Source organism: Pseudomonas putida (assembly GCA_029953615.1).
In the GTDB taxonomy this organism is placed as follows: Bacteria; Pseudomonadota; Gammaproteobacteria; order Pseudomonadales; family Pseudomonadaceae; genus Aquipseudomonas.
Window position 1 is genome coordinate 1,355,340 of sequence record CP124529.1, and the last position, 23,003, is coordinate 1,378,342.

The window sequence follows — 23,003 nt, forward strand, 5'->3', positions numbered from 1 at the left end:
GTTTCACGGAGCATCGTGCAGTCCTTTCGCCGGCGCCAACGGCGACTGTGGGTCGAGCAGGGAAGAACGGATGAAGTGCAGGTAGCTTTGTGCGCGGCGCAGCACCGACGTGTCGAAGTGCCGGGCAAAGGGCTCGTCGGTGGCCTGCACGCGGGCGATGGCATGGTCCACGGCCACCAACGCGCGTTCGTGGTTGCTGGCGCTGGGTTGCAGGAACAGCCGGGCCAGGGCACGGCCCATCACGCGGATCGCCTGGCGCCAGGGCTGCGATTCGGCGTAGGCCGGGTGCACCGGCGCACGGGCCTGCTCCTTGCGCAGCTCGATGATGGCGTGGCCGATTTCCAGCACGGTGAACATCCAGCCCATCAACTGGCTCTGCACCTGCGGCTTGCCGGCTGCCAGGCCATAGGCCTGGTGCAGCAGGTCGCGGGTGCGGCTTTCGAAGGCCGTGCCGATGCCGCGCAGGCGGCCGCTGATGGCGAACAGCACCTGCTCGCGCAGTTCCTGCTCCAGGCGGCTCCACAGCCAGCGGCTGTTGGGCGGCAGGATGATCGCCCCGGCAGCGGCGCAAACGAACATGCCGATGACCATGCCGATGTAGTCGTTGATGAAGGTGTACGGGTCATACACGGTGAGGTTGTTCGGCACCGAACCGATGGCAAAGAACACCAGCAGGCCGATACCGTAGCCGGCATAGGCCGGCCGTGACGAAAGGAACGCGCCCAGCACGAACACTGGCGCCAGGACCATGCACAGCAGCGGGAATCCGTCGATCCAGGGGAACACGAAGAAGGTTTCGAAGAAGCCGACGAAGGCACCGATCGCTGTACCGCAGGCCATCTGGAACGACATGCGCTTGGGGTTCGGCGAGGCCGCCGAGAGGCCCACGGTGACGGTAGCGATCAAGGTCATCATGGCGCCGCTGGGCCAGTCGCTGAGCAGCCAGTAGCTGCCCAGCAGCAACAGCACCACCGAGGCACGCACACCGGCAGCAAGCGATACCAGCCAGCTGGTCTGCGCCACGTAGGGCTCATCCCACTGCTCGCGTTCGTGCCGGTGTGCGGCCAGCGAGGCGTGGGTCTCGGCGTAGCTGTACATTTCGTCAACGAAGCGGTAGAGCAGCTCGAAGGCGGTGTGGAAGTCGAGCAGGTCGGATTCGCTCGGCCCGGTCGCCAGGTACTCGGCGCGCAGGCCGCGCACCTGGGCCTGCAGGCCTTCCTTGTAGGCGGCCAGCTCCAGGGTCAGGCGCAGTGCATCGGCGTCGGTCAGTGCCCGGCCCACGTAGGGTTGCAGCAGTTCCACCAGGGTGTTCAGGCCCGGCTCGATGGCGCCGACGATCTGCAGCGGGCCGCGGGCGCGCAGGCGCTCCAGCAAACGGTGCAGGGCATTGAACCGCGTGGTGATGGCCATGAACTCGCTGTTCATGCGCACCAGGCGGCCAGAGCGCCGGCGCATGTGCGGGTCTTCGAAGGCGGTGACGTTGCGCAGGCTTTCCAGGCCCACTGCTTCAGCGACGAAGCGCACGTTGCTGCTCTCGAAACGGTCGCGCTGGCTGTCGCCACGCAGGGCCTCGACTACCACCCCGGCGAACACGCCAAAGCGCTGGTACAGGGCGTTGCGCATGGCGGCACTGGCCGACTGCGGCAGGATCGCGGCGCTGACGAAGGTCGACACCAGAATGCCCAAGGCGATTTCCAGCACCCGCCATACCGCCGCCATGAATGCCTGGTCGGGGTGCTGCAGCACCGGCAGGCCGATCATCGCTGCGGTGTAGCCGGCCAGCACGAAGCCATAGGCGCGGAAGGTGCGGTAGCGCATGGCACCGGCCGAGCACAGGCCGACCCACAGGGCCAGGCTGGGCAGGAACAGCTCGGTGTTCTGCGGGAAGATGGCGATCAGCGCCACCATCATCGCCGAGCCGGCCAGGGTGCCGAGCACGCGGTAGAAGCTCTTGGCGAACACATGCCCGCTTTGCGGCTGCATGACGATGAACACGGTGATCATCGCCGTGCGCGGTTGCGGCAGTTCCAGACGCATGGCCAGCCACAGGGTGATGAACGCAGCGGCCAGCACCTTGAAGATGTACACCCAGGTCACCCCGTCGGTGCGCGCCCAGGCAAAGAAGCCGCGGCGCCATTCCAGGCTCTGCAGCCAGCGCACGGGCAAACTGGAAGTGCTCATTCGGCGTTATCCGGCTTCTTGTCGAAAACGGCCAGCGTGGCCGGGGTTTTCGGTGCGGCCTGGCGCTCCTCTGTCGGCACGTCCTGACCCGCCTGCAAGCCGCCGCCCAGGGCGGTGACCAGCTCGGCATGGGCGATCAGGCGGGCGGCCTGCACCTGCTGCTGCACCTGCTGCTGGCGGAACAGCAAGGTCTGCGCGTTGAGCACGTTGAGGTAGTCGGTAAGGCCACGCTGAAAAGCGACCATGGCGATGTCGTAGGTTTTCTGCGCGGCCGCGACCGACTCAGCGGCGAAGTGCGACTGCTCCTTCATCGACTCACGGCGGATCAGCTGGTCGGAGATGTTCTTCAGCGCACCGACCACAGTCTGGTTGTAGCGCGCCACGGCCACGTCATAGCCCGCCGAGGCCACGCCCAGCTGCGAGCGCAGGCGGCCACCGTCGAAGATCGGCAGGCTGATGGCCGGGCCGACGTTGTAGTTGAACTTGCGCCCGGTGAGGAACTCCAGCGGGCCGCCGCCGGTTGCCATGAAACCAAGGCTGCCGACCAGGTCGACGTTGGGGAAGAAGCCGGCATGGGCGACATCGATGCCCCGCGCCTGGGCAGCTACCTGCCAACGGCTGGCAACCACGTCGGGACGCTGGCCGACCAGTTCGGCCGGCAGGTTCGACGGCAGTTTCAGTGGCGCGGCCAGGGCCAGGCTCGGGCGCTGCAACTGCGCGCCCTCCCCCGGGCCCTTGCCGGCCAGGGCGGCCAGCTGGTTGCGGGCCAGGGCAATTTCTTCGTCGAGGCTGTCGAGCTGGCGGTGGGTTTCCGGCAGCGGCGCTTCGGCCTGGCTGACTTCGAAGTGGGTGCCGATACCGGCATCCAGACGGCGTTTGGCCAGGGCCAGGATCTGCTCCTGCTGTTCCAGCTCGGCCTTGACGATATCGCGCTGGGCGAAGTGCAGGCTCAGCTGGATGTAGGCGCGCACCACGTTGTTCTGCAACTCCAGCTGCGCCTGGCGGGCTTCGGCCACGCTCATGTGCGCCTGGTCCACAGCCTGCTCACTGGCGTTGCGGTCACGGCCCCACAGGTCGAGGGCGTAGCTGAAACCGATGGCGGCGTTGTTGTCCCAGGTGTTGGCACCGGACAGCGCGCCGGGGCCGTAGAACTGGTCTTCAGGCCAGTTGTGGCGTTTGAGCGAGGCCTGGCCGTTGGCCTGGAGCTTTTCCGCCGACTCGACCACGCCGGCCATGGCCTTGGCTTCGCGTACCCGCGCCGCAGCCATGGCCAGGCTCGGGCTGCCGGCCACGGCCAGGGCAACCCAGCGGTCCAGCTGTGGGTCGCCATAGGCGTGCCACCACTGCTGGTCGGGCCAGTGGGCGTCGGTCGCGGCTTCGCGTATGGCCGCGTCGGTGGTCAGGGTATTGGCTTGCAGCGTCTTGCTTTGCGGGGCAATGCCCCAGGTTCCGATACAGCCGCTCAGGGCGAGGGCAAGGGCACAGGCACTGAACGCATTGAGCGTTCTGATGATGCGACGCGGCACAGCTGCGATTTCCCGAGGAAGAGGTGAAGAGGCTGGGCAATTCTAGGGGGCGGCAGCACTGGCGATAAGCGTGGATTCCTGCGAATCTTTGTTACCAAAACAGCGATAATCCGCCTTTGGTCGAAGGCAACTTTTCATCTCTTTTGCGTTACTTCGTGACACAATTTTGTCCTCTACATCGAGAGTGACCCATGGACACCCTGCAAAACATGCGTGCTTTCAGTTGCGTAGCCCAACTCGGCAGCTTTACCGCTGCCGCCGGGCAACTGGATACAACCACCGCGAACGTGTCGCGGGCGGTCTCCAACCTGGAAGCCCATCTGCAAACAAGGCTGCTCAACCGTACCACCCGCCGCATTGCGCTGACCGAAGCCGGCAAGCGCTACCTGATGCGTTGCGAACAGATTCTTACCTATGTCGAAGAAGCCGAGGCCGAGGCCAGCGACGCCCATGCCCGCCCGGCCGGGATGTTGAAGGTGCATTCGATGACCGGGGTTGGCCAGCATTTCGTGGTCGATGCCATCGCCCGCTACCGCGAATCGCACCCGGACGTGACCTTCGACCTGACCATGGCCAACCGCGTACCCGACCTGCTCGACGAGGGCTATGATGTGTCCATCGTGCTGGCCACCGAACTGCCCGACTCGGGGTTCGTGTCGCAGCGCCTGGGCATTACCTACAGCATCGTCTGCGCTTCGCCTGCCTATATCGCCCGGCATGGCGTGGCGCACAAGCCAGCCGACCTGCTCAAGCACGCCTGCCTGCGCATGGTCAGCCCGGTGATCCCGTTGGAGAAATGGCTGTTCGACGGGCCGGAAGGCCAGGAAATGGTCAACATCACCAGCTCGCCGTTCATGGTCAATACTGCCGACGCGATGAAGACCGCGATCCGCAGCGGCATGGGCGTAGGCGTGCTGCCAATCTATTCGGCCATCGAGGGCCTGCGCGATGGCAGCCTGGTGCGGGTACTGCCCGAGTACCGCCTGCAGGAACTGAACCTGTACGCCATCTACCCGTCGCGGCAGTACCTGGATGCCAAGATCAAGACCTGGGTCGAGTACCTTCGCAACTCGCTGCCGGAGATTCTGGCAGCCCATGAGGCGGACCTGAAAACCCATCAGGTGATGATCGCCAACTAAAAAGCTGCTGCATTGCGGGGTCGGACAATGGTAGGTTGCTAACCATTGTCAGGCCATTCGCGGGCACGCCCGCTCCCACAGGTAATGCGCAGGCCTTCAATCTGTGCGGTACCTGTGGGAGCGGGCGTGCCCGCGAAGAAGCCCCCACCGTCCCACGCCTTGCAGAGAAGTTGCCCGATGAAAAAGACCGTCCTGGCCTTCAGCCGTATCACCCCGGCCATGGCCGAACGCCTGCAGCAAGACTTCAACGTGATCGTGCCGAACCCAAAACTCGGCGACCTCAATGCCCAGTTCAACGAAGCCCTGCCCGAAGCCCATGGCCTGATCGGCGTTGGCCGCAAGCTCGGCCGGGCGCAGCTTGAAGGCGCGGCCAGGCTTGAGGTGGTGTCCAGCGTGTCGGTCGGCTACGACAACTATGACCTGGACTACTTCAACGAACGCGGCATCGCCCTGACCAACACCCCCGACGTACTGACCGAAAGCACCGCCGACCTGGGCTTTTCGCTGATCATGGGCTGCGCCCGCCGCACCGCCGAACTGGATGCCTGGACCAAGGCCGGCAACTGGCAGGCCACCGTAGGCCCGGCCCACTTCGGCAGCGATGTGCACGGCAAAACCTTGGGCATCGTCGGCATGGGCAACATCGGTGCCGCCATTGCCCGTCGCGGCCGGTTCGGTTTCAACATGCAGGTCATCTATGCCGGCAACAGCCGCAAGACGGCGCTGGAGCAAGAGCTGGGCGCGCAATTCCGCAGCCTGGAGCAACTGCTGGCTGAGGCCGATTTCGTCTGCATCGTGGTGCCGTTGTCCGATGCCACCCGCAAGCTGATCGGTGCGCGCGAGTTGCAACTGATGAAGCCGAGCGCATTCCTGATCAACATCGCCCGCGGGCCGGTGGTGGACGAGGCTGCCCTGATCGAAGCACTGCAGAACGGCACCATTCGCGGTGCGGGCCTGGATGTGTACGAGAAAGAGCCGCTGAGCGATTCGCCGCTGTTCAAGCTGCCCAATGCACTGACCTTGCCGCACGTTGGCTCGGCCACTGCCGAAACCCGCGAGGCCATGGCCAACCGGGCGATTGACAACCTGCGTGCAGCGCTACTGGGTGAGCGGCCGCGGGACCTGGTGAACCCTCAAGTGTGGAAGGGCTGATAGCCCCCTGCTGCCTGCCCTGGCCCTTTCCCGGGCTCGCCCGCTCCCACAGGTACACCACCGCCCTGAAGGCCTGTGCAGTACTTGTGGGAGCGGGCGAGCCCGCGAAAGGGCCGGCACAGGCAACCCATCACCTATTTGGCCACCACAACACCCTCAGCCACCCTGGCCTTGGGCTTGCGAAACACCAGCACATTCCCCGCCATCACCGCCACCAGCCCCAACAAGGCCGGTGCCGTCCACTGGTACCCCTCGGCCACCGCCGACACATTCAGCGCCACCAAGGGGAACAGCACCGTGCAATACGCTGCCCGCTCCGGCCCCATGCGCCCGACCAGGGTCAGGTAGGCGGTAAAGGCGATCACCGAGCCCGGCACCACCAGGTACAGCAACGAGCCGATATACCTTACATTCCATTCCATGCTGAACGGCACGCCGCTTACCACGCAGAACACCGCCAGCATCACCGCTCCGTAAACCATGCCCCAGGCATTGGTGGTCATGGGTTTGAGCCCGGCCTTCTGCTGCATGCTCGACAGCATGTTGCCGGCCGAGAAGCACAGCGTGCCGAGCAGGGCCAGGCCAAGGCCGTATAGGGTTTCGCGGCTGGCAGCGTGGTGGGACAGCTCCGGCCAGAACAGCAGCCCCAGGCCAAGTAGCCCCAAGGCGCCGCCGCCGAGCACATTGCTGGCGATCTTCTGGCCGAAGAAGATCCGCGCGTTGAGCGCGTTCCACAGGGTAGCGGTGGAGAACACCACGGCGATAAGGCCGCTGGCGATCCACTGGCTGGCGCTGAGAAAGCAGATGAAGTTGACGCAGAACAGGCACAGGCCCTGGGCCAGGCAGATCTGGTGGCCGCGCCGGTTCATTGGCTGCAGGCGGCGGGTAAGCAGCAGGAAGGCGAACAGGATCAGGCCGGCCAGGGCAAAGCGGTAGACGATCGAGACCGGAATGGCGACCACGCCCAGCTGGAGTTTCAGGGCGATCCAGGTGGTGCCCCAGATCAGGACAGTGAGCAGGTAGAGCGACAGGTTCATGGCGGCGGTTCCTTGGGCCTTTCAAGATCGGTGCTCGGCGCTTCGCGGCTAAAGCCGCTCCCACAGGGACCGTGCTGCTCTCGAGGCTGGCGCGGTCCCTGTGGGAGCGGGTTCACCCGCGAATCGAGGGCGCAGCCCTCGCCGAGGCCTCCAGTTTCATCCGCGGGCTCCTCCCCGGCTTGCACAAACTTGCGCATTTGTCCCACAGGTAGCTGTAAGCCATCCCTCAGCGCAGTAGGATGGCTGGCAAGAGGAACCGCCTATGACCCCACTCACCCAGCTGCAAGTGTTCAACGCCATGCACGCCTCGCCCCACGCCCGGCTGGAGCTGAGCGCGCACCTGGGCGACGGGCTGGCGGCGGCGTTGTGGAGCAACCGCGACGATGCCCGCGACTACCAGGCACCGAGCCATCACACGCTGTCGTGTTACATCGCCGACGGCACCGGCACCTTCCGCCGCCAGCGCCCGGGCGACAAAGGGGCTCCCGACAAGCTGTGCGTGATGCCGGCCGGGCACGAGTCCAACTGGGTGGTCAACGGCGCGATCCGCCTGGCACACCTGTATGTCAGCGAGGCGCAATTCGCCCTGGGCTGCGTGCGCCTGCTCGACCGTGAATCCGCGTGAGCTGCAACTGCAGGAAGCGACCTTTCTTGATGACCCGCAGCAGGCCACGCGCTTTCGCCAACTGATAACCCTGGACTGGGACGAACCTGGCGAACGCCTGCTGGCCAGCAGCCTTGCGCACGAGATCGTCGACCATGCGCTGCTCAGCCAGGTCGGGCTGCGCCAGGGCTTGCGCCTGAAAGGCGGGCTGGCACCGAGCCTGCGTCGGCAAATGGTCGACTACATCGAAGCGCACCTTGACCAGCCCATCACCCTGGGTGAACTGGCCTTGCGCTGCAACCTGTCCGAATACCACTTTGCGCGCATGTTCCGCGCCAGTTTCGGGCTGCCGCCGCACCAGTATGTGCTGGCCCGGCGGCTGCACCGGGCCTGCCAGCTGTTGCGGCTGGGGGTGATGCCGTTGGGGGAGATTGCCCTGTTGTGCGGGTTTGCCAGTGCCAGCCATTTCAGTAACCGGTTCCGCCAGGCCATTGGTGCCACACCAGGTGAGTACCGTTTGGCCTTCAATTTGTGAAGTTGGGGCTGCTTTGCAGCCCATCGCCGGCAAGCCAGCTCCCACAAGATTTTCACAAGCCTGAACTTGTCACTAAACCTGTGGGAGCTGGCTTGCCGGCGATGGGCCGCAAAGCGGCCCCAACTACCTAGAACTCAAAGGTGCTGGACAAGCTCACCTGCCGCGCATCCCCGATAGCCACAAAGTACTGGTTCACCGCCGAGCTGTAGTAAACCTTGTCGAACAGGTTCTTCACGTTCAGTTGCAGCAGCACCTTGTGCTCGTCGAGCCGGGTCTCGTAGCTGGCGAAGGCATCGGCCACGGTATAGGACGGCAGGTCGAAGGTGTTGGTCGGGTTACCCGCCCGCTCGCCCACATACCGGGCCCCTGCGCCGATGCGTAGGCGATCGCCCCCGAACAGGCTGCCATAGTCATAAACCGCCGACAGCGAACCACTGTGCCGGGCCACGTTCTGCAGGCGGTTGCCCTTGAGGTCTGGGTCCTTGGTCACTTGCGCATCGGTGAAGGCGTAGCTGCCGATCAGGCTCCAGCGCTCACTCAGCTGGCCGGTCAGGTCCAGCTCGACGCCACGTGAGCTGACCTCACCAGCATTGCTGTACACCGTTTCGCGCGTACTGTTATCAAAGTTGGATACGAGCACGTTGCGCTTGGTGATATCGAACAACGCCAAAGTACCCGTAATGCGGCCCGGTATGTCGAGCTTGGCGCCCAGCTCCCAGGACTTGCCCTCCTCTGGCGCCACCGACGAGTCGAGGACCACATTGCCGACCAGCGGCGCGATAGTCGAGTTGGGCTTGAACGACTCGCTATAGCTGCCATAAAACGACAGCTGGTCGTCCACCTTGTAGACGATACCTGCATGCGGCACCCACGCCTGACCACTGATGTCGGTGTTGGCCTTGAACGGGCGGCCACGGCCAGCATACTGGTCGAACTGCTGGAAGCGCGCACCGGCCACCAGGATCCAATGATCGTCCAGGTGCAGTGCGTCCTGAACAAACAGTGCATCGGTGCGCAGCTTGTCGGTCTGGTCGCTGTCACTAGCTTTTACGGTGGTGCCCTCCACTTCCTGACCGTAGACCGGGTTTACATAGCTGAAGGCTGATTGTGGGGTCTGCCGAATCATGTCACCGCGGAAAATCTTGCGGTCCTCATGATCGACACCGAACAGCAGGTCGTTCTGCATCCCCGCCAGTTGCACATTACCGGCCAGGCTAAGCGTGGCGAACTGGTCACGGCTCATGGCGTTGTGGGTGCCGTCGATGCTGCGCGACAGCGTGCCGCTTTTTTCATTCACGCCGGTCACCCGCACCTGGCTGGCATCATAGGTTTCGCGGTTGAAGCTGTAGCCGAAGTGCAGCTTCCATTCATCGGCCAGCTGGTGGTCGACCTCCAGGCGGTACAGGTCGGAACGCCCTTCCATGTCGTTGAACGGCTCGTCCAGGCGCCGCGTGGCCGGGATGTCCAGCGGGTGGCCGTTGCTGCCGAACGCCGTGCCACGGTCGAAGGGATAGAGAAATTCGCGGTGCTCGTAAGCCAGCACTACCTGGGTGTCTTCGCCCAGCCAGGCCAGCGACGGCGCCACCAGCGATTCGCGGTGCACGCCAAAGTTGCGCCAGTAGTCCTCATCTTCGTGATCGACGATCAGGCGATAGGCGAAGTTGCTGTCGCCCAGCGCACCGGTGCTGTCGAGCCCGCCACCGCTGCCGTTCTTGCCGCTGCCGTAGGTGGACCCGCGCACGGTCAGGGCGTTGTACTGCGCCAGTTGTGGGCGCTTGCTGACCACGTTGATCACCCCGCCCGGATCCTGGATGCCGTACAGCAGCGAGGCCGGGCCCTTGAGCACTTCGACGCGCTCGGTGCTGGCATTGAGGTTGCGGCCCTGCACGACGGGCATGCCATCGCGCATGATCGAGCCGTCGCGGTTGTCGCCGAAGCCGCGCTTCATCACCGTGTCGGAGGTGCCGCCAAAGTTGTTGCCCTGAGTGATGCCGCTGACGTTGGCCAGGGCGTCGTCGAGGTTGCGCGGGGCCTGGTCACGGATGACCTGGGCCGGTACCACGTTGATTGCCTGGGGAATGTCCTGGCTCGGGCCCTGCCCGCGCATGATCGAGGCGGTAGCCGGGGGCTGGTAGCTGTAGTCGTCCAGTTGCGAGCTCACGGTGGTGGCCTGGAGGTTGAGGGCGCCGGAGGTGTCCACCGCTTCGAGGGTGAAAGTGCGTGCATCGACGCGGCGCCAGGCCAGCCCGGTCGTGCCCAGCAGCTGTTGCAGGGCCTGCTCGGCGCTGAACCTGCCGTTCAGCGCCGGCGCCGGCACGCCGGGCAGTTCCAGGGTGTAGACGACACCCTGGCCGGTGGTGCGGCTGAAGGCGTTGAGTGCCTGGGCCAGGGGTTGCGCCGGCTGGGCGAAGGCGTACGCCTGCTGTTGCTCGGCGGCGCAGGCCAGGGGGGAGACAGCGAGTGCCGGGAGCGCGGAAAGGCCTAGCCAGAGGGGGACACAACGCGGGGTGAACTTCATGGACGCTGACCTGTGAGAGGGATATGACTGCGAATGAATCGCACTTCCACTCATTACACGGATGCCACGTCCTGTTACCTCACCCGTTGCCTGAAAAATTTTTGCTGTGCCGGCCTCTTCGCGGGCTTGCCCGCTCCCACAGGGACTGCACAAGTTTTGAATCCGGTGCAGTACCTGTGGGAGCGGGCAAGCCCGCGAAGAGGCCCGCAAAGGCGACTACCGGATCAGGGTCAACCGCCCCAGCACGGTCTGCCGCGAAAAGCCCATTACCTTGCCCAGCGAATCCAGCGCAAGCAACGGCTCGGCCACGGGGAAACTGCCACTGACCTTGCGCTGCCCCAGTTCACCATCGAGCAACAGGATGCGCCCCGGGTAATAGCGCGCCAAGTCCTCGACCACCTGCGCCAGCGGCACCTGGTAATAATTCAGCCAGCCCTGGCGCCAGGCCAGGCGGTTGTCGCTGTCCACCGATTGAGTATCACCGACCTGGCCTGCGGAGTATGTCACCTGCTGATTGGCCGTCAGTTCACGCGCCAAGGCGCCCTGCGACGGGCGCACCGCCACACGCCCGCTGCGCACCGTGACCTCGGCGCCCTCGCCCTGCTCGCGTACCTCGAACTGGGTACCGAGCACCCGCACCTCGCCACCACCCGCTTCGACCAGGAACGGCTCGCCGGTATGGGTGACCTGAAAGAACGCCGCGCCATGTAGTAGCCGCACACGACGCTCGCCGTGGGCGAAATCGACCGCAATTGCACTGGCCGCATCAAGTGTCACTTGCGACTGGTCGGCCAAGGTCACCTGGCGAACGTGCCTGGCACTGCTGTAATCCGATCGCAAGTCCTGCAACCAGTAACCCGGATGCCAGCCACCAGCAGCGCCGACGGCCAGCACCATGCAGGCCGCCATCGCCAGCGCTGCTCCCCGCCACCAAGCGCCACGGGCCGGCGGCCTGGCCAATCGCATCAAGGTAACGTTGCAGGGCTTCCTTTTCTTCAGCGGCCAGCAGCGCCGCCGGAGCGGCGCTGCTCTGCCACAGCACCTTGGCCTGGTCATAGGCCACACGGTGCCCAGGGTCGGCCAGCAGCCAGCGCTTGAACGCCGCTCCCTCAGCCTGCGCGGGCTGCTCGTTGATCCGGCTGAGCCATTGCAGCGCGGCCCGGGACTGCGCCTCGGTGATCGGCGGTAATCGGCTCATCGACGGGCGCTCCCTGGCCGGCGTGGGGTGGACGCGGGCTCGGCAACACTCGCCTTGCACGCTTCGAGGGCGCGCATCATATGCTTTTCCACAGCGCTCTGGGACAGTTGCATGGCCTTGGCGATCTCACCGTACTTGCAGCCGTGGATACGGTTGAGCAGGAAGATCTGCCGGGTACGTTCAGGCAAGGCGCGCAAGGCAGCCTCGATGCGCTGCAAGTCGTGGTCTACCTCCACGGCCTGCTCCGGTGCCTGGGCCATGGCCGCGTCATCCAGCGGCAGCACTGCTTCGGCCGCACGTTCGCGGCTGCCTTCACTACGCAAGTGGTCGATGGCCAGGTTGCCGGCACAACGCAGCAGGTAAGTGTCCAGCGCCTCGACCTTGACCTCGGGCCGGCGCCAGAAGCGCAGGAACAGCTCCTGCACCAGGTCCGATGCCGTGGCCCGGCAGCCGACCCGGCGGCTCACCAGTGCCTCCATGCGGGCCCGCTGAGCCTGGAACACCTGGACGAAGCGCGCACGCCCGCCGCCGCTTTCGGCATCCGCCTCGATCATGTCGCCCGGCTCGCTCACCGGTTCACTCGGCGAACACGGCCAGCAACGGCCCCAGCACCACGCTGGCGGCGGCCAGGCCCAGCAACAGGCGGGGCTGGTAGGGCAGGCCGAACACCCACAGGGTCACCCCGGCCATCAGCACGGCGGTCCACTCCACCAGGCCATGGGCCCAGCCCCGCAGCTGTATACTGAACACCAGCGACAGCACCAGCAGCAGCCAGCCGACGCTGCGCAACAGACGCGACTGCCCGTGGCGCGGCTTGCGCCCGAGCAGGTCGACGAAGTGTTTTTCCATGGCCAGGCACAGGGCAACGAAGCCGGCGTAAGCGATCAGTGCATTACCCAGCATCAGCTCGCCCCCGCCGTTTGAGTGCTTGGCTTCTTTGCTGCACGAGAGGCGCGCTTGGCCATTGGCTTTGGGCTGCGCAACATCTTGCCGGCCAGCCAGGCCAGGAACAGGCCAGTGCCCAGCGCGGTCAGGTCGAAGCCGGCCATGGCCCAGTCACCCGCCTGCAGCGAATGGTTCAGGCCCTGGCCGGTGGTCAGGCCATTGAGCAGCGGCAGCAAGGCAAAGGCCAGCGCGCCCAGCGCCAGTTGCTCGCCCCACGCCCGGCGCCCGCTGCGCAGCATGGCGTGTACCAGCGACAGGCCCCAGGCGGTGAAGAAAGCATTGACCTCCCAGTCGGCTCGGCCTTCGACACCCGTCGGGATCAGGCGGTTGGCCCAGAAGAAGCCCGCCACGGCCAGCAGCAGACCGCTCATGCTGGCGATATTCAGCACTTCGACCAGGCGCAGTTCGCCCGGCAGGCGTTCGCTCCCGGCATGCTTGAGCTGGCGTTTGCCCAGCCACATCACCAGCCCGGTGCCGATCACCGCAGTACCGGCCAAGCCAAAGAAGAAGTACAGCCAGCGCAGCCAAGGCCCGGCGAAGTTGCCCATGTGCAGGCCGGCAAAGCTGAAGGCGGCCATCATTACACCGCTTTCCGGCTTGCCCTGGCTCAGCAGCGCACCGCTGGCACCATCGAAGGTCCAGTTGGCGCTGCGCCGATAGGCCACATGGTCGGCCGCGGACTGGGTGAAAGTGACGCGGGCATTGCTGTCGCCGGCATTTTCCACCTGGATACGGCCGATACGCGCGCCCGGTTGCAGGCCCTGCACCTTGGCGTACAGGCTTGGCAACGGTACCAGCGGCGCGGCCACATGGGCCGCCTTGGGCGCATCGTTACGGCCGAACAAGTCGTTGAAGTACTTGCCGGTGTCATTGCCATAGCCGGCCATGATGCCCGCCGGCATCACCATGTACATGAACAGCACCAGGCTGCTGTAACTGATCATCAGGTGGAACGGCAGCACCAGCACGCCGATGGCGTTGTGCCCGTCCAGCCACGAGCGCTGGCCCTTGCCGGGGCGGAAGGTGAAGAACTCCTTGAAGAACTTCTTGTGGGTGATGATGCCGGTGACCAGCCCCAGCAGCATGATCAAGGCACAGAACGTCGACAGCCAGCGGCCGAAGGGGTATGGCATCTGCAGCTGGAAGTGGAACCGGTAAAAGAACTCGCCACCGCGACTGTCGCGAGCCTCTACCGGCTGGCCGGTCTGGGTATCGAGCGTTTTGCTGGCGAAGCCGCGCGGCCCGCCATTGGGGTCGCGATAGCCCACGCTCAAGGCGGCCTCGCGTGCGTTGGGCATGCGGATCAGCCAGGTGCCCGAGTGCCCGGCGTTGTCCTGCAGGTAGCGCTGGGCCACCTCCAGGCTATGGGCCGGGTCCAGCGCATGGCGGTGCACTTCTGGCTGCGACCAATGGGTGATTTCTTCCTTGAAATACGACAGCGTGCCGGTGAGGAAGATGGCGAACAACAGCCAGCCGAAGATCAGGCCGGTCCAGGTGTGCAGCCAGGCCATTGCCTGGCGGAAGCCTTCTTTCATGGGGTTTTCATCCAGTAGGCCAACCCGCTGATCACCCCCAGCAGCACGCTTGGCGCCAGCACACCCAGCCATGCGCGCAAAGCGCTGCGGCAGGCGAAGCACCAGATGAACGCCAGCAGGTAGAAGACGAATGACAGCAGCAGGCCAGTGAGCGTCGCATCAACCCGTGGCAGCGGCGCTACCAGAGCAATGCAGACGCTGGCCGCGGACGCCAGCACGTAGCCGCCCAGCAGCGCGGCCAGGCTGCGTGAGGTCACGGCCAGGCGATAGCTAGGCGAGAGGCCGGCGTTTTTGCGCGTCATGGCGAAGGTCCGGGCGTTTACGGGCCTGCAATAATAATGATTTCAATTCTCATAAGCAAAGACTGAGCGATGTGCCGCCTGTCGCCCAGAATGCAACAAGAAATTTATTTTCAAAAAGGGCTTGAATTCGTTTCGCCGTTGCCTGACCTTAGAGTCAAGAGACGCAGAAATACCAAGGGTCTCAAAGGCCTAGGCGCGTCTCCATGCGAGCAAGCTGAATAAGGATTGAATCATGCAAATCCAGGTCAACAGCAGCAACCATTTCGAAGGCAATGCCCGGCTCGACCAGTGGGTCCGCAGCACACTGCAGAACTCGCTGGAACGTTACGAGGACGACCTCACCCGCATCGAGGTTCACCTGCGCGACGAGAACGGCGCCAAGCCCGGACCGCATGACAAACGCTGCCAGATGGAGGCTCGCCCCAAAGGCCACCAACCGATTTCCGTGACCCACACCGCCACTTCGCTGGACCAGGCGGTCGATGGTGCCGCCACCAAGCTCAACCATGCGCTGGAACACTTCTACGGCAAGCTTCGCAGCAAGCGCGGCGCCCTGGAACTGAGTGACCCGGACGCCTGATCGGCAATGCAAAACGCCCGGCCTGATGCCGGGCGTTTTCGTTTGTATCGATCGGTGGCGCTGAACCAACAGGTAACTTCCCCGGTCAACTTCTGCAATCATTCACCGCAGAAGCATGACCATGAACAACCCATTCGAACGAATCAGTGCTGCATTCGCCCCCGAATACCGGGTCAACCTGAGCATTGCGAACCTCGACGGCAGCATCATGCTGACCCTTTCCGACAACGCTGGCGTGGTCGCCAAGCGCCTCATCACCCAGGCCCAGCGCAATGACCCGGTGCGCCTGCAGCGGGTGATCGACAGCATCCGCCTGGGCCTGGCCATCGAACACAGCCAGAACCCCCTGCAGGTGCTGGCCGCGCTGACCCGTGACGCCCGCCACGAGCCGCGTCATTTCATCGCCAACTGAGGGTTATTTGCCCTCCTCCACTTCCTTGCCGCTGGCATCCAGCACTTTGGTCGAGGGGTAGCGATACGAGGCGTAGCGCACCACCAGGATTGCGAACGCCAGCAACAGGATGCCACCGCACACGTACAACAGCCCCGCGTCCGGCGCCTTGTGGTGCGAGACATCGCCGATCAGCAGGCGGGTCAGTGCGGTGATGGCCACGTACAGCAGGAAGCGGATCGGCATGTGGTTGGTCTTGAAGTAGATGCCGACCATCGCGCCCAGCTCCAGGTAGATGAACAGCAGCAGGATGTCATCGACACTGACCTCGCCCTTGCCGAGCATGTCCATGAACGTCACCACCGCCGCATAGGCGGTGATCGCGCCGATGCCGAACAGTGCCAGGTAGTGGAATGCCTCGACGCACAGGTTGCCCAGCGAGTCGGCCGAGCCGTGCAGGCCCTTGCGCAGCTTTTCTGCCCATTTGATGTTCACGATGTTCCATTCCCCGATACGTCTTGAAGGATGATGCGTCACCGGTGTGACGCTTGTGCCATGCAGTTAAAGGGCCAGGCCCCTGGCTTGGAAGGCGACCGATTGCCGCAAGGCACCTGTGTACTAGGCTTTTGGCAGAAGAATCAGGTTGCGTGGTGGTGGCAAATGCCATTACTGTATATAGATACAGTAAATCGTGACACAACCAGCAAAAGGCATAGAGGTGATGAATGGCCGTCGAAGTGGTGTACCGCAGCAGCCGCGACCCGGAGCGCTTGTTCATGGATAAGGCCGAAGCAGACCGTCACGACAAGATGCTCGAACTGGCCGAGCGCCTGGCCGAAGTACTGCACAAGGCAGTGCCCTCGCTGACCGAACAGCAGGTCGAGGAAGCCGGTATCTACATGGCCAAGAATCGCGATGTGTTCGCCCGTGCGTTCAAGAGCCAGCCGGATGCATTGGCCGAGTTGCTCGAGGGCGGTGCAGTCGAGTGATATCGACGGCGCCTGCTTCGCGGGTAAACCCGCTCCCACAGGTACTCCACAGTGTTCAAGACCTGTGCGATACCTGTGGGAGCGGATTTACCCGCGAATAGGCCAGCAAGGCCAACGTTGATTTTCAGCCGTACAACAACCGCTCCGCCAGCATCTGCGCCACCCGCGCCGGCGAGCGCTTCTCAGCCTGTGCATGGCCAAACACTTCGGTCAGCCGTGAAGGTATCCGCGCCAGGTGCGCAGTGATGGTTCCCAGGTCTTCGCCACGATGGGTAAGTGCCACGTAGATCAACCCACCGGCATTGATTACGTAATCGGGCGCATACAGTATCCCGCGCGACTCCAGCTGGTCAGCTACCTGCAAGGTGGTCAGCTGGTTGTTGGCCGAACCCGCCACTGCCGCGCAACGCAGCTGCATCACGCTCTGCCCGTTCAACACCGGCCCCACGCCGCAAGGGGCAAAGATATCGCAAGGCGTGCTGATCAAGGCATCGTTGGTCACCGGATGGGCATTGAACTGCTCCACCGCCAGCCGCACCCGCCCAGGGTCCAGATCGCTTACCAGCAGGTCCGCCCCCGCCGCATGCAGTTGCTCCGCCAGCGCATAACCGACATTACCCAGCCCTTGCACCGCCACCCGCAGCCCTTGCAGGTTATCACTGCCAAGGCGGAACGAAGTGGTCGCGCGAATGCCGGCAAAAACCCCCATCGCCGCATGCGGTGAGGGGTCTCCCGAGGCCGTGGTGCTGGTCACATGGGGGGTGCTCTGGGCAATGCAGTCCATGTCCAGGGTCGAGGTACCGCTGTCCACGGCGATGATGAAGCGCCCTTGCATGCTGTCGATGAAGCGGCCAAAGGCCTCGAACAGCGCGGCGCGGTTTTCCACATGCGGGTTGCGCATGATCACCGCCTTGCCGCCCCCCAGTGGCAGGCCGGCCAGCGCCGCCTTGTAGCTCATGCCCTGGGCCAGGCGAATGGCGTCGGTCATGGCGCTTTCATCATCGGCATAAGGGAGATAGCGGCAACCGCCCATCGCGGGGCCCAACTGCTCACTGTGGATCGCCACCACAGCCTTCAACCCGGTGGGCGGGTCGGTGAACAAGTGCAGCGACTGGGTACGGGTGCTTTGCATCAGCGCGAACATCGACAGGCTCCCCTGAGAGGTGCTCCTTCCAGTATAGGCACGGCCCTTGGGCTGGCGCCGCCGCCGGACCACTGGACGAAACCACGCGCCACGGCTAATACTCAAGCGTGTGTGGAGAAGCCCATGAAGCCACGTCAAGCCTGCCTGGCCTGCCTGGAACGCGAGCCCGTCGCCCTGCTGGAAGCCGCATTATGGATTGCCGCCGAGCACGACCGCAGCGTCGAGCCCGCGGCCAGCCTTGCCATGCTGCAGGCGCTACAGCGCGAGATCAGCGCAAACCTGCCGATGCTGCCGCTGTGCGAACTGGCCCAGCCACTGCTGCGCCAACTCAATGCCCTGGGCTTCCAGCAGGATGAATACCACCCGCTGCGCCCGCCATGCTGCGATGATGGACAAGGTACTGCAACGCCGCCGAGGCCAACCGCTGGCGCTGGCCATCCTCGCCCTGGAGCTGGCCCGGCGCCTGTCCATTCCCCTTGAGGGCGTAGGCTTCCCTGGCCATTTCCTGCTACGCGTACCGGGTGCCGATCATCTGCTTGACCCCTGCGGGGGCCGGCGCCTGTACCCCAACGATTGCCGGGAGCTGCTGGCGCGCCAGTTCGGCCCGCAGCTGGCGCTGACTGGCGAACACATGCGCAGCGCCAGCCCGCAGCAGATGCTGCAACGCCTGTCACGCAACCTGCGTCAGTTGCACATCAGCAACGACGACCACCTGGCGGCGCTGATCGATGCCGAACGGGTCATGCAACTGGGGCCGGTACAGGCCAGCGACTACGTGACCCGCGCCTCGCTCTACCAGCACCTGGATTGCCCACAGGCCGAGCGCTTCGACCTGGAGCATGCGTTACTGCTGACCGAAGACCCGGTCCAGCGCCTGAAACTGTCCGAACGTATCGGCAGGCTTCCGGCGGCGAACCGTTCCATTCACTGAGCCGGGCTGTCCGGCTGCTGTGCCGGGTGGGCCTGGGCGAACGCCGGGTGCCCCGCCGCCAGGGCGGCAACCCGCAGGATGCGCGGGAAACTGTCGAGGTCGATGTTGAAGCGTTCGGCCGCGTACAACTGCGGAATCAGGTAGACATCCGCCAGGCCCGGCTCATCACCGAAGCAGAAGCCGTGATCACCAATCAGCTGCTCCACTGCCGCCAGCCCTTGGCTGATCCAGTGGCCGATCCACTGGTTGACCTGGCTCTCGTCCTGGCCGGCCTGACGCAGCCGGTTGAGCACGCTGACGTTGTGCAATGGATGGATGTCGCAGCCTATGATCGCCGCCACGCCCCGCACCTTGGCGCGCGCCTCGGCCGTGGCAGGCAGCAGCGCGGGCTGTGGATAAACCTCTTCCAGGTACTCGATGATCGCCGGCGACTGCACCAGCAGCTCACCGCCGTCAGTGCGCAAGGCAGGCACGCGGCCCTGCGGGTTGACGGCGACATAACCTTCACCGCGCTGCTCACCCTGCAGCAGGTTGACCGGCAGGGACTGGTAGGCCAGCCCCTTCAGTGCCAGAGCAATGCGCACCCGGTAGGACGAGGTGGAACGGTAATAGGTGTACAGCTCCATGCCCGTGCCTCCTCAGTTGGCCGGAATGACCGTGCCACGGCATTCGCCGAAGCCGATGCTGGCCACGCCATCACGCGCGCAACGGGCGCGCATGATGATCTCGTCGCCGTCTTCGAGGAACCTGCGCACCTCGCCGCTGGCCAGTTCCACCGGGTGCTTGCCACCTTCGGTGATCTCCAGCAGGCTGCCGAACGAACCTGGCGTGGCGCCCGACAGCGTGCCCGAACCGAACAGGTCGCCCGGTTGCAGCTGGCAGCCGTTGACGCTGTGGTGCGCGACCAGTTGCGCCACGGTCCAGTACATGCTGCGGGTGTTGCTCAGGGCCAGGCGCTGCGGGGCAAGGCCTTGCTCGCGCATGCGCTCGGTCAGCAGCAGTACCTCGAGCTCGATATCGAATGCACCGGCGGCCTGGTCACGCTTGTCCAGCAAGTACGACAATGGCTGCGGGTCGCCTTCCGGGCGCGCCGGCTGGGCACAGCGGAACGGCTCCAGCGCTTCGGCGGTGACCACCCAGGGCGAGACGGTGGTGATGAAACTCTTGGACAGGAACGGGCCCAGCGGCTGGTATTCCCAGGCCTGGATATCACGCGCCGACCAGTCGTTGAGCAGGCACAGGCCGGCCACGTGCTCGGCGGCATCGCCTACCGGGATTGCCTGGCCCATGTCATTGCCTTGGCCGATCCAGATACCCAGCTCCAGCTCATAGTCCAGGCGCGCGCAGGGGCCGAAGCTTGGCTCGGTGTGCCCCGCCGGCAGGGTCTGGCCCTTGGGCCGGCGCACATCGGTGCCGGACGGGCGGATGGTCGAGGCGCGGCCGTGATAACCGATTGGCACGTACTTGTAGTTGGGCAGCAACGGGTTGTCGGGGCGGAACAGCTTGCCCACGTTCTTGGCGTGCTCGATGCCCACGTAGAAGTCGGTGTAGTCACCGATCTGCGCCGGTACATGCAGCTGGCAAGCGCTGGCTGGATACAGTGCGGCCTGCAGCGCAGCCTGGTGTTCGCTGTGCTCGCCCAGCAGCACCAGCAGGCGCTCGCGCAGGGCAACGCGGGCACCGCGGCCGAGGGCGAAGAAGGCGTTCAGCGCCCCGCCACGGGTGGCCTCGACGGCGGCCTTGGCGGCACCGTCGAACAGGCCGGCGGCCAACACCGCCTCCAGGTCAAGGATCGCGTCGCCGATGGCCACGCCACAGCGCCTGGCTTCACCCGGCCGGCTGAAGATGCCCAACGGCAGGTTCTGCAGCGGGAAGTCGCTGTGCCCGTTGGCGTGCTCGACCCAGCTACGGGCAATGGCGGTCTGGTTCATGGGTTATCTCCGGTTCGGGTTGAAGGTGCTCGGCAAGGTGGCCCAGCAACTATCGTAGTCGGCCTGCAACTGCGGGCATTCAAGGGCTTGCAGGCTCGGGCGCAGCACTTGGCTGGTCTCGAACATGAAGGCCATGGTGTTGTCGATCTTGTGCGGCGCCAGGTCGGCAGCAATAGCCTTTTCGCAGGTTTCAGCGTCGGGGCCATGGGCACTCATCACCCCGTGCAGTGAGGCACCACCCGGCACGAAGCCCTCGGCCTTGGCGTCGTAGGCACCGTTGATCAGGCCCATGAATTCGTTCATCAGGTTGCGGTGGAACCATGGTGGACGGAAGGTGTTCTCGGCCACCATCCAGCGTGGCGGGAAGATCACGAAGTCCATGTTGGCCAGGCCATGCACGCTGGTCGGCGAAGTCAGTACAGTGAAGATCGACGGGTCCGGGTGGTCAAAGCTGACCGTGCCGATGGTGTTGAAGCGGCGCAGGTCGTACTTGTACGGCACGTTGCTACCGTGCCCAGGCGACCACGTCCAGTGGGGAGTGCTGCAGTTCGCAAGCCCAGTGTTCGCCAAGAAACTTCTGCACCAGTTGCACCGGGCCCTCGGCCTCTTCGTAGCGCGCCACCGGGGTAAGGAAGTCACGCGGGTTGGCCAGGCCATTGCTGCCGATCGGGCCCAGGTCCGGGATGCGCAGCGGCGCGCCGTGGTTTTCGGCGATGTAGCCGCGGGCCTGGCTGTCGAGCAGTTCGACACGGAACTTCATGCCACGCGGGATCACGGCGATTTCCAGCGGCTCGACGTCCATCACCCCAAGCTCGGTGGCGATGCGCAGGCGGCCCTGTTCCGGCACCAGCAGCAGTTCACCGTCGGCGTTGAAGAACACCCGTTCCATGGAACGGTTGGCGCGGTAGATGTAGATGCTCACGCCGGCCGGCTTTTCTGCAGCGGCGTTGGCCACCATGGGCAGCCAGCCTTCGATGAAGTCGGTCGGCTCGGCGGGGATCGGCTGGGGGTTCCAGCGCAGGCGGTTGGGGGTGATGGCCCCCAGCGGGCCGGCCAGCGGCTGGCGCGCCAGGCGCTCGAAACGCGGGTGCAAGGCAGACGGGCGAATACGGTACAGCCAGGTGCGGCGCAGTTCGCTGCGGGTCATGGTGAACGCCGTGCCCGAAAGCAACTCGGCATACAGCCCATAAGGCGCCTTCTGCGGCGAGTTCTGCCCGACCGGCAAGGCCCCTGGCAGCGCTTCGCTGGCAAACTCGTTGCCGAAGCCGCTGAGGTAGTGAAGGTCGGGTGACGTATCGCGATTCATCGATGCCTCCGGGCTCTGGCCGAGCCGTTGCTGGCAGCTGGCTGCTGGCCCGGGGCGGGATGGCAGCGCGTCTGCATTGTTTTTATCGTAATCAGATTACGAATAACGTAATTTGCTACGAACAATGCGTCAAGCTATAAAGGCGCGACTCGAAGAATCCGGAAGTAAATGTCCATGGTCAAAGCCAGCTCCCCCGCCGACAACGGCAAGCAGAAAGTCCGCTCGGCGGAGGTCGGCACCGACATCCTCAAGGCCCTTGCCGAGCTCTCCCCGTCCACCTCCCTGTCGCGCCTGGCGGAACACGTGCAAATGCCGGCGAGCAAGGTGCACCGCTACCTGCAGGCCTTGATCGCCAGCGGCTTTGCCGAGCAGGATGCGGCCACCAACCATTACGGCCTGGGGCGCGAGGCACTTCGGGTAGGGCTGGCGGCACTGGGCAGCATCGATGTGCTGAAGATTGCCGCGCTGCCGTTGTCGCAGTTGCGCGATGAACTGAACGAGAGCTGCTTCGTTGCCGTATGGGGCAACCAGGGCGCGACAGTGGTCAGCATCGAGCCGGCAGTGCGCGCGGTCACCGTGGTAACGCAGATCGGCTCGGTATTGCCGCTGCTCACGTCGTCTACAGGGCTGGTGTTTGCCGCCTACCTGCCCGAGCGCGAGACCGTGGAGTTGCGTGACCGGGAACTGGCCGCCCTGCAGCACAGCGCTGCCGACTACCAGCCGGTGCTGGCGGGCATTCGTCAACGTGGTCTGCACCATGTACATGGGCTGTTGATGCCGGGCGTGGACGCGCTGTCGGCCCCGGTGTTCAATGCCATGGGGCAGATCGCCGCGGTGATGACCGTGGTCGGGCCTACGTCGATCTTCCATGCCGACGAGCATGGCCCGGCGGCTCAACGGCTGCTGGCGGCAGCCCGGGAAACCAGCTGGCGCATGGGCTATTCGCCCGCAGGCTGAACGCCTGCGGCACTATTGCCCGATACGTAAAGGTGAATGTCATAAGCGGCTATTTTTCCCACAGGATCAGGCGCTTATTCTTAACTCACTGGCCGGCATGAA

General features: G+C 64.7%; 18 protein-coding genes and 4 pseudogenes. 8 read left to right on the forward strand and 14 right to left on the reverse strand.

What is annotated here, in order from left to right; genetic code table 11:
- Positions 1–3 precede the first annotated feature (3 nt).
- Together QIY50_06205 and QIY50_06210 are read right to left on the reverse strand one after the other, a co-directional pair.
- Positions 4–2,181 carry an FUSC family protein gene (locus QIY50_06205; protein WGV21809.1) on the reverse strand — a complete coding sequence of 726 codons (2,178 nt, stop codon included), beginning with the start codon at positions 2,179–2,181 and terminating at the stop codon, positions 4–6.
- Positions 2,178–3,707, reverse strand: a complete 1,530-nt coding sequence (locus tag QIY50_06210; GenBank protein ID WGV21810.1) for an efflux transporter outer membrane subunit — start codon at positions 3,705–3,707, stop codon at positions 2,178–2,180. Before QIY50_06210 ends, QIY50_06205 begins: the two co-directional genes overlap by 4 nt.
- A gap of 191 nt (positions 3,708–3,898) precedes the next feature.
- Here QIY50_06210 and QIY50_06215 point away from each other — a divergent pair, with 191 nt between their 5' ends.
- Positions 3,899–4,846 (forward strand): LysR family transcriptional regulator, encoded by a 948-nt coding sequence (locus QIY50_06215; GenBank protein ID WGV21811.1) that lies wholly within the window; start codon positions 3,899–3,901, stop codon positions 4,844–4,846.
- A gap of 177 nt (positions 4,847–5,023) precedes the next feature.
- A complete protein-coding gene (locus tag QIY50_06220; GenBank protein ID WGV21812.1) occupies positions 5,024–5,998 on the forward strand; it encodes a D-glycerate dehydrogenase in 975 nt (324 codons plus the stop codon).
- Between the two features lie 134 nt (positions 5,999–6,132).
- Here the strand turns inward: QIY50_06220 and QIY50_06225 are convergent, their stop codons facing one another.
- The gene (locus QIY50_06225; protein ID WGV21813.1) at positions 6,133–7,035 is read right to left on the reverse strand and encodes an EamA family transporter; all 903 of its coding nucleotides are present in this window, start codon (positions 7,033–7,035) and stop codon (positions 6,133–6,135) included.
- Between the two features lie 262 nt (positions 7,036–7,297).
- Here QIY50_06225 and QIY50_06230 point away from each other — a divergent pair.
- Positions 7,298–8,174 (forward strand): annotated as a pseudogene (locus tag QIY50_06230) (AraC family transcriptional regulator).
- A gap of 127 nt (positions 8,175–8,301) precedes the next feature.
- Here the strand turns inward: QIY50_06230 and QIY50_06235 are convergent.
- The 6 genes and pseudogenes from QIY50_06235 to QIY50_06260 all read right to left on the reverse strand — a co-directional run bounded on the left by QIY50_06235 (position 8,302) and on the right by QIY50_06260 (position 14,672).
- The gene (locus QIY50_06235) at positions 8,302–10,692 is read right to left on the reverse strand and encodes a TonB-dependent receptor (GenBank protein WGV21814.1); all 2,391 of its coding nucleotides are present in this window, start codon (positions 10,690–10,692) and stop codon (positions 8,302–8,304) included.
- Positions 10,693–10,908: 216 nt separating this feature from the next.
- A pseudogene (locus QIY50_06240) lies at positions 10,909–11,890 on the reverse strand (FecR domain-containing protein).
- Positions 11,887–12,444, reverse strand: a complete 558-nt coding sequence (locus QIY50_06245; protein WGV23012.1) for a sigma-70 family RNA polymerase sigma factor — start codon at positions 12,442–12,444, stop codon at positions 11,887–11,889. Before QIY50_06245 ends, QIY50_06240 begins: the two are co-directional and overlap by 4 nt.
- 22 nt (positions 12,445–12,466) lie before the next feature.
- Positions 12,467–12,793, reverse strand: coding sequence for a DUF3325 domain-containing protein (locus QIY50_06250; protein ID WGV21815.1), 327 nt, complete (start codon positions 12,791–12,793; stop codon positions 12,467–12,469).
- Positions 12,793–14,370, reverse strand: a complete 1,578-nt coding sequence (locus QIY50_06255; GenBank protein WGV21816.1) for a PepSY-associated TM helix domain-containing protein — start codon at positions 14,368–14,370, stop codon at positions 12,793–12,795. Before QIY50_06255 ends, QIY50_06250 begins: the two co-directional genes overlap by 1 nt.
- Entirely contained in the window at positions 14,367–14,672 is a 306-nt protein-coding gene (locus QIY50_06260) for a DUF3649 domain-containing protein (protein ID WGV21817.1), read from the reverse strand. The genes QIY50_06255 and QIY50_06260 overlap by 4 nt, the downstream gene beginning before the upstream one ends.
- Positions 14,673–14,904: 232 nt before the next feature.
- Here QIY50_06260 and QIY50_06265 point away from each other — a divergent pair, with 232 nt between their 5' ends.
- Complete coding sequence (locus QIY50_06265; GenBank protein ID WGV21818.1) at positions 14,905–15,252, forward strand: HPF/RaiA family ribosome-associated protein; 348 nt, start codon at positions 14,905–14,907, stop codon at positions 15,250–15,252.
- Positions 15,253–15,373: 121 nt separating this feature from the next.
- Positions 15,374–15,664: a DUF3509 domain-containing protein gene (locus tag QIY50_06270; GenBank protein ID WGV21819.1), complete on the forward strand. Its 291-nt coding sequence runs from the start codon at positions 15,374–15,376 to the stop codon at positions 15,662–15,664.
- A gap of 3 nt (positions 15,665–15,667) precedes the next feature.
- Here the strand turns inward: QIY50_06270 and QIY50_06275 are convergent, their stop codons facing one another.
- Positions 15,668–16,138: a phosphate-starvation-inducible PsiE family protein gene (locus tag QIY50_06275; GenBank protein WGV21820.1), complete on the reverse strand. Its 471-nt coding sequence runs from the start codon at positions 16,136–16,138 to the stop codon at positions 15,668–15,670.
- A gap of 230 nt (positions 16,139–16,368) precedes the next feature.
- On the opposite strand from QIY50_06275, the gene QIY50_06280 reads away from it, so the two are divergent.
- Positions 16,369–16,632: a YebG family protein gene (locus QIY50_06280; GenBank protein WGV21821.1), complete on the forward strand. Its 264-nt coding sequence runs from the start codon at positions 16,369–16,371 to the stop codon at positions 16,630–16,632.
- Positions 16,633–16,756: 124 nt separating this feature from the next.
- Here QIY50_06280 and QIY50_06285 read toward each other — a convergent pair whose 3' ends face one another.
- The gene (locus tag QIY50_06285; GenBank protein ID WGV21822.1) at positions 16,757–17,776 is read right to left on the reverse strand and encodes a Glu/Leu/Phe/Val dehydrogenase dimerization domain-containing protein; all 1,020 of its coding nucleotides are present in this window, start codon (positions 17,774–17,776) and stop codon (positions 16,757–16,759) included.
- A gap of 123 nt (positions 17,777–17,899) precedes the next feature.
- On the opposite strand from QIY50_06285, the pseudogene QIY50_06290 reads away from it, so the two are divergent.
- Positions 17,900–18,707, forward strand: a pseudogene (locus QIY50_06290) (tetratricopeptide repeat protein).
- On the opposite strand, the gene maiA reads toward QIY50_06290, so the two are convergent.
- From maiA to hmgA, 3 genes and pseudogenes are all read right to left on the reverse strand, one after another.
- Positions 18,701–19,333: a maleylacetoacetate isomerase gene (gene maiA, locus QIY50_06295; GenBank protein ID WGV21823.1), complete on the reverse strand. Its 633-nt coding sequence runs from the start codon at positions 19,331–19,333 to the stop codon at positions 18,701–18,703. The pseudogene QIY50_06290 and the gene maiA sit on opposite strands and share 7 nt — an antisense overlap.
- Positions 19,334–19,345: 12 nt before the next feature.
- On the reverse strand, positions 19,346–20,638 hold the full coding sequence (fahA, locus tag QIY50_06300) for a fumarylacetoacetase (GenBank protein ID WGV21824.1): 1,293 nt from the start codon (positions 20,636–20,638) through the stop codon (positions 19,346–19,348).
- Positions 20,639–20,641: 3 nt separating this feature from the next.
- A pseudogene (hmgA, locus tag QIY50_06305) lies at positions 20,642–21,944 on the reverse strand (homogentisate 1,2-dioxygenase).
- A gap of 174 nt (positions 21,945–22,118) precedes the next feature.
- Between hmgA and QIY50_06310 the strand changes: the two are divergent.
- Complete coding sequence (locus tag QIY50_06310) at positions 22,119–22,901, forward strand: IclR family transcriptional regulator (GenBank protein ID WGV23013.1); 783 nt, start codon at positions 22,119–22,121, stop codon at positions 22,899–22,901.
- Positions 22,902–23,003 lie beyond the last annotated feature (102 nt).